Annotated in this window: 5 protein-coding genes, 1 tRNA gene and 3 rRNA genes; 4 read left to right on the top strand and 5 right to left on the bottom strand. The window is 45.1% G+C overall.

The annotated features are described in order from the left end of the window. The 4 genes from L5M38_RS07785 to rrf (L5M38_RS07770) form a co-directional block, all read left to right on the top strand. Nucleotides 1-384: ribosomal RNA gene (locus tag L5M38_RS07785) — 23S ribosomal RNA — on the top strand; the annotation flags it as partial. A gap of 111 nt (nt 385-495) precedes the next feature. Continuing rightward, nucleotides 496-611 (top strand): 5S ribosomal RNA (gene rrf, locus L5M38_RS07780). A 38-nt stretch (nt 612-649) separates the two neighbouring features. Then, a tRNA-Thr gene (locus tag L5M38_RS07775) sits at nt 650-725 on the top strand. A gap of 37 nt (nt 726-762) precedes the next feature. Continuing rightward, nucleotides 763-878: ribosomal RNA gene (gene rrf / locus L5M38_RS07770) — 5S ribosomal RNA — on the top strand. A 242-nt stretch (nt 879-1,120) separates the two neighbouring features. Here rrf (L5M38_RS07770) and hemB read toward each other — a convergent pair. From hemB to tatC, 5 genes are read right to left on the bottom strand one after another with little or no spacing between them, the layout of a single operon-like run. Continuing rightward, nucleotides 1,121-2,128 (bottom strand): porphobilinogen synthase, encoded by a 1,008-nt coding sequence (gene hemB / locus L5M38_RS07765; RefSeq protein ID WP_263178717.1) that lies wholly within the window; start codon nt 2,126-2,128, stop codon nt 1,121-1,123. 9 nt (nt 2,129-2,137) lie between these two features. Continuing rightward, the gene (locus L5M38_RS07760) at nt 2,138-4,024 is read right to left on the bottom strand and encodes a diguanylate cyclase (RefSeq protein WP_263178716.1); all 1,887 of its coding nucleotides are present in this window, start codon (nt 4,022-4,024) and stop codon (nt 2,138-2,140) included. Further along, entirely contained in the window at nt 4,017-4,820 is an 804-nt protein-coding gene (locus L5M38_RS07755) for a TatD family hydrolase (protein WP_263170158.1), read from the bottom strand. Before L5M38_RS07755 ends, L5M38_RS07760 begins: the two co-directional genes overlap by 8 nt. Further along, nucleotides 4,820-5,341 carry a hypothetical protein gene (locus L5M38_RS07750; RefSeq protein WP_263142610.1) on the bottom strand — a complete coding sequence of 174 codons (522 nt, stop codon included), beginning with the start codon at nt 5,339-5,341 and terminating at the stop codon, nt 4,820-4,822. Before L5M38_RS07750 ends, L5M38_RS07755 begins: the two co-directional genes overlap by 1 nt. 45 nt (nt 5,342-5,386) lie before the next feature. After that, nucleotides 5,387-6,139 carry a twin-arginine translocase subunit TatC gene (gene tatC, locus L5M38_RS07745; RefSeq protein WP_113940134.1) on the bottom strand — a complete coding sequence of 251 codons (753 nt, stop codon included), beginning with the start codon at nt 6,137-6,139 and terminating at the stop codon, nt 5,387-5,389. Between the last annotated feature and the right edge of the window lies 1 nt (nt 6,140).

The raw sequence follows: 6,140 nt of genomic DNA, 5'->3' as shown, positions 1-6,140 counted from the left end.
CTGGGGCTGAAGTCGGTCCCAAGGGTATGGCTGTTCGCCATTTAAAGTGGTACGCGAGCTGGGTTCAGAACGTCGTGAGACAGTTCGGTCCCTATCTGCCGTGGGCGTTGGATGATTGAAGGGAGCTGCTCCTAGTACGAGAGGACCGGAGTGGACGAACCGCTGGTGTTCGGGTTGTCATGCCAATGGCATTGCCCGGTAGCTACGTTCGGAATCGATAACCGCTGAAAGCATCTAAGCGGGAAGCGAGCCCTAAGATGAGTCATCCCTAGGAATTTAATTCCTCTAAAGAGCCGTTCGAGACTAGGACGTTGATAGGCATGGTGTGTAAGCGTTGTGAGGCGTTGAGCTAACATGTACTAATGACTCGTTTTACAAAGAAGCCTTAGACAGAATATCGACACTTGATGAAGTGTGAACTCAAACAAAGAAAATCAGCTTTCCGAATTATTATTAACGTGGTCCAGTGATGGACACGGTAATAAACAGAATTTGCTTGGTGACAATAGCCTTGTGGAACCACCTGATCCCATCCCGAACTCAGAAGTGAAACGCAAACGCGCCGATGGTAGTGTGGGGTCTCCCCATGTGAGAGTAGGTCATCGCCAAGCGCCTAATTTAAATAATCTTAATTGATTAGTATAGAATTGCTGATATGGCTCAGTCGGTAGAGCGCATCCTTGGTAAGGATGAGGTCCCCAGTTCGATTCTGGGTATCAGCACCATTACAATCTAGTGTTTAATCCTAGAATAAAGAATTTGCTTGGTGACAATAGCCTTGTGGAACCACCTGATCCCATCCCGAACTCAGAAGTGAAACGCAAACGCGCCAATGGTAGTGTGGGGTCTCCCCATGTGAGAGTAGGTCATCGCCAAGCGCCTAATTATCTCATTGAGATGTAACCAAGCCAGCTGAATAAGCTGGCTTTTTTGATTTTGTAATCTGTAACATTATTTGCACTAATAGCAATGCTGCCTACTGTAAGTATTGCTATTAGCTTTGTTGGCTAGTCTTTTCTTCCCCTCAATACACAAGCTTTGCTTCCAGATTTTTCACTATTAATCGATAAAAAAAGCAGCCAGAAGGCTGCTTTGAGGTGGTACTTTCGCATTAGGTTGCTTAAGCTTCTTTAAGCCACTGGGCAGCACGTTTAGCAAAGTAAGTTAAAATACCGTCTGCGCCTGCGCGTTTAAAGCAGAGTAGGGACTCCATGACGATGGCCTTTTCGGCTAACCATCCATTCTGGATTGCTGCCATATGCATGGCGTATTCACCACTGACTTGATAGGCGAATGTTGGCACTGCAAGTTCAGTTTTAACGCGATGCACTATATCTAAATACGGCATACCTGGCTTAACCATCACCATATCGGCTCCTTCTTGGATATCGAGTGCGACTTCATGCAAAGCTTCGTCACTGTTCGCTGGATCCATTTGATAGCTATGCTTATTGCCACCTTTGAGGTTACCCGCTGAGCCTACGGCATCACGGAATGGACCGTAGTAGTTTGAAGAGTATTTTGCCGAGTAAGCCATGATTTGGGTGTTGACGTGCCCTGCCGCTTCTAATGCTTGGCGAATCGCGCCAATACGGCCATCCATCATGTCCGATGGTGCAATGATGTCAGCTCCAGCATCGGCGTGTGACAGTGCTTGCTTCACTAAAATCTCGGTGGTGATATCGTTAAGGATATAACCCGTTTCGTCTATGATGCCGTCTTGACCGTGAGTGGTGAAAGGATCTAGTGCCACGTCAGTCATGATGCCTAGCTGTGGAAAGGTTTTTTTGAGCTCGCGCACTGCACGTTGCACTAGGGCATCTGCGTTATAGGCTTCTTCTGCCATTAATGTTTTTTTCTCTGCAGGTGTCACAGGGAAAAGTGCGATTAATGGGATACCTAACTCAACCAGTTCTTCAGCTTCTTTCAGTAGCAAGTCTATCGAGTAGCGTTCAACACCGGGCATAGAGGCTATTTTTTCACTGCGATTAGTGCCTTCTAGAATAAACATTGGGTAAATCAAGTCATTGACCGTTAGATGATTTTCGGCCATGAGGCGACGGCTAAAATCATGTTTACGCATGCGGCGCATTCTACGCTGAGGGAAGGCACTGGTAATGATATTCACATTTGACTCCTAATTAGGTACTGGTCTTGCTTGATCCGACAAATACAAGCTGACTTGATTACGCCCACCGTTTTTTGCTTGGTAGAGGGCTTTATCTGCTTGTTCTAGTAATTTAGTACTGTGTTGATCGTGGGTCACTATATCGGCACTGACTCCGATACTGATAGTCAAAGGTATCGCTTCACCTTCCCATTCAAAATGAATAGAGGCAACAGCGTCTCTTATTGTTTCAGCAACTTGGAGTGCACCTTCTGCAGTTGTATTAGGAAGGATGATAGCAAATTCCTCCCCCCCAAAACGTGACACTAGATCCGTTGGCCGTTTTAAATGCTGCTGTAATGTTTGAGCTATTGTACGTAATGCTTGATCGCCTGCAAGATGACCGAATCTGTCGTTGATCAGCTTGAAGCGATCAATATCAAGCATTAACAGTGCTATGGGTGTTTCTTGCCTGCGACTGATCCGGCTTTCAGCGATTAAACGTTTATCAAAGGCACTGCGGTTTTTGACCCCAGTTAAACTGTCGATAGTGCTTTGTTCGGTGAGCTTTTGATTCACCTCATGCAATTCTCTGAGGGTGATTTCCAGTTCTAAAGTACGCTCTTGCACCATTTGTTCGAGTTTCTCATTGCTCTCGGCTTCCGCTTTTAGGGCTTCTTCCCGCGCACTACGAATTTTCTGTGCTTGCTTTAAGGCTTCTTGCTGGATACGTAGTTTAGCTTTGCGCTCATCGTTATAGCGGATGGCGAGCACCAGAGACATAAAGATGATTTCAAATGTCAGGCCGAGCATGACAGGGGTTTGCGGTTTTAAATTGAGGTCAATCACGCTGAGATATAGCAAGCTACTGATGCAAGCGCCTGTCAGCATACTCACCCAGCCAATAGTGTACATACGTGCCAGTTTATGGCCATTGATAGCCTGAGTAATGGCAAAGACCATGAGGACCAAGCTGAGTACAGCAACTGAAATGATCTCAATATATAACGCTGTACCATATTGGATGAAAGGTGTGGCGAGTCCAACACAGAGGATATACACAGCACTATAGCGACAAGTGAGTAACATACGGCGGTTTAAATATTTGAGCTGTAATATTTTTTCAGTAAACATTAACGCAAATGCCATAACGATTGGCAGTAAAAACGGCACCATAACTTGCTGTAATAGCGGCCAGTCTGGCCAGAGGAATCGGAAGGCAAAACCGTTAATCGTGGCAACGAGTAAGGTCATGCTAAGTACATAGCCAGAGTAATAGCTGTAGCTGAATGAGCCCGATGCTATGGCGATAAAAAGACTAAAAATGCCGATTGCGGCAAGTACACCAAGTTGGAATCCATGCTCAAGGGCGGTAGATTCGGCAATTTGAGCTAAGTCATTAGAAGACCATAGGTTTAATGGTACTGCAGCACTACCTTCAGTTTGAATATGCAGATAGAAAGTATGGGAGTCATCTGTGTTGATCTTGAAAGGATATAGGAAAATATTGCTCAAGAATGGTCGATCCTCATAGGGGAATATATCACCCATCAGAACAGTATTCATGAGTTTATTATTGACTAAATGGTAGATAGTTACCTTGTCTAACAAAGGGTTATCTAGCGCTAAAATGCGCGAAAGTGTTTCGTCAGGGCTGGTTAAGCTGAAACTGAGCCAAAAATCATGGCCGCTGAGTTTTTGAATGTCTTTATTGGTAAAGTTATGCCAATCAGTTTTTGGCAAAGCTTGTATTTCGGCCAGTTCTTTTGCTGGTGTAGGGTGGCTGACCATTAACCAAGGCGTAAGGTTTAAAGGCGTCGTGGTTGACTCGTCAATGCTTAATAGGGTTGCCAAGGCCTGTGTTGGGCATATCCATAGCCACAGCAAGAGTATGAGTGGCATGTTTTTGTTAAGCATGGACTCGATCCAAATTAAAAAACGCTAAGCTATTTTGGTAGCAACGTTTTGCAAACTCATCCGCATTTTCTCCGCGTAGGTTTGCAATATAATTTGCGATATAAGGAAGGTATTCGGGCTTGTTTTTGCTCGATTTAGGTTTGGGCCGCATACTACGGGGGAGTAGGTAAGGGCTATCTGTCTCGATTAAAATGCGATTCTGCGGAATAAAGGGAACGAGTTGCGCTAGTTCTTGGCCGCGTCTTTCATCGCAGACCCAACCTGTTATGCCTAAGTGTAAATCTAGGTCAATATAGGCTTCCATCTGTGCGTGAGTGCCTGTGAAACAATGTAAAAGCGCACCATTAAGATGGGGGCGATATTCACGCAGGATTGCGATAAAGTCTTCGTGGGCATCGCGCTCGTGCATCAGTACTGGCATTTGAAGTTCAATCGCCAATTCTAGTTGCGCAATAAAAGCTTGGCGCTGGATAGGTCTCGGGGAGAAATCACGATTGTAGTCTAAACCACATTCGCCAACGGCAACCACTTGCGGTGCATGGCAGAGTTCAGCTTGTCGAGCGTTTGAGTCGGCATGCCAACCACTGGCATGGTGGGGATGCACACCAGCAGTGCAGTAAAGTTGATTAGGATATTGCTCGCATACAGCAATGGCTGCCGCACTTTCAGTTAAATCGCTGCCAATAACAATTAACGGCGAAACCCCTTGGTCCGCCGCCGCTTGTATTATCGATACAGTATCTTGTTCGAGTGCGCTGCCAAGTAAATTGACAGCGATATCTATGTATGAGGGCATTATTTTAGGCGTTTTACCCGAACCTTGGCATTGCGATCATCGGTACCCATTAAAAAAGAACCTAAAGCGGCTTTTTCAATATAGACAGTTTCACCTTGCTTAACATTGTACTTACGGCCATCAGTTTGTTTCCATACCTGACCGTTAGTGAAAGTCACTTTAATGTCTCCGTAGGCATCTTCGGCTATAGATTGAATCTCTAAATAAATCTTATCGACAGTATTTTCTTGAACACGCTTGGCTTCCATCCCAAAGTCATCGGCAATTTTTGCCGCTGGTGCTTGGGGGGCGGTTGCCACTATCGCTGCTGCAGTCGTAGGGACTGCAACTGTTGCTACTGTAGCCGGTATCGCTTGAGTGCTAATGGTGTCAGCTTTTACGCTTTCAGCTAGCTTGTCATAGCAAATCAAGCGGTCGAGTTTATCGGCGGTTGTTGCACATTGGGTTAACTGTTGTTCAATGCTGGCATTTGCTTGGACAGATACAAGCATTATTGCTGCCGTGATAAGAGTTAAGCGCATGAGAATGTTCCTTATTATATTATTCCCCTAACGCCTTCGAGGACGTTAGTCGTTTGTTTGTTCAGTATCTTCGTCTGACTCGTCATCTGGTTTGCTGTAGAAACGAGCCGCTAATAAACCGCCTTCGAACAATAACAGCATTGGTACAGCAAGCATAGTCTGGGAAATCACATCTGGTGGGGTTAATAGCATGCCGACGACAAAGGCGCCCACTATGATATAAGGACGTTTTTGCTTGAGATCTTCAGGTGTAGTGACACCTGACCAGCAGAGTAAAACAACGGCAATGGGGATTTCAAAGGATAGACCGAAGGCAAAGAATAGCTTCAGAATGAAGTTAAGGTAACTGGTAATATCTGTCGCAACTTGAACTCCCTCTGGCGCATTGTTAGCAAAAAAACCAAAAACAACAGGGAATACAAGATAATAAGCAAATGCAATACCGAGATAAAACAATAAGGTACTGCTGAATAGCAGTGGCATCACTAAGCGTTTTTCATGTTTATATAAACCCGGTGCCACAAAGGACCAAATTTGAAATAACACGTAGGGCACTGCCACAAAAAATGATAAAACGAGGGTTAGCTTGAAAGGTGCAAAAAATGGTGCAGCGACATCCGTCGCAATCATGCTGCCACCAAGAGGTAAAGACTGCATTAAAGGTATTGCCATGTAGTGGTAGATATCATTTGCCCAGTACACACTACAAATGAACACTAATAACACACTGGCAATGGATTTTAGCAGCTTGGACCTAAGTTCAAGCAAATGGCTGATAAGTGGCTGCTGTTGCGACATG

It is taken from the genome of Shewanella sp. SM101 (genome assembly GCF_025654465.1).
Taxonomy (GTDB): domain Bacteria; phylum Pseudomonadota; class Gammaproteobacteria; order Enterobacterales; family Shewanellaceae; genus Shewanella; species Shewanella oncorhynchi.
Note: the sequence above shows the minus strand (reverse complement) of the source record. Positions and strands in the feature narration are given on the sequence as shown.

Bases quoted from the DNA above. Each gene is read 5' to 3' on its own strand.
- L5M38_RS07760 (WP_263178716.1), bottom strand. From the start codon at position 4,024: ATGCTTAACAAAAACATGCCACTCATACTCTTGCTGTGGCTATGGATA.
- L5M38_RS07755 (WP_263170158.1), bottom strand. From the start codon at position 4,820: ATGCCCTCATACATAGATATCGCTGTCAATTTACTTGGCAGCGCACTC.
- L5M38_RS07750 (WP_263142610.1), bottom strand. From the start codon at position 5,341: ATGCGCTTAACTCTTATCACGGCAGCAATAATGCTTGTATCTGTCCAA.
- tatC (WP_113940134.1), bottom strand. From the start codon at position 6,139: ATGTCGCAACAGCAGCCACTTATCAGCCATTTGCTTGAACTTAGGTCC.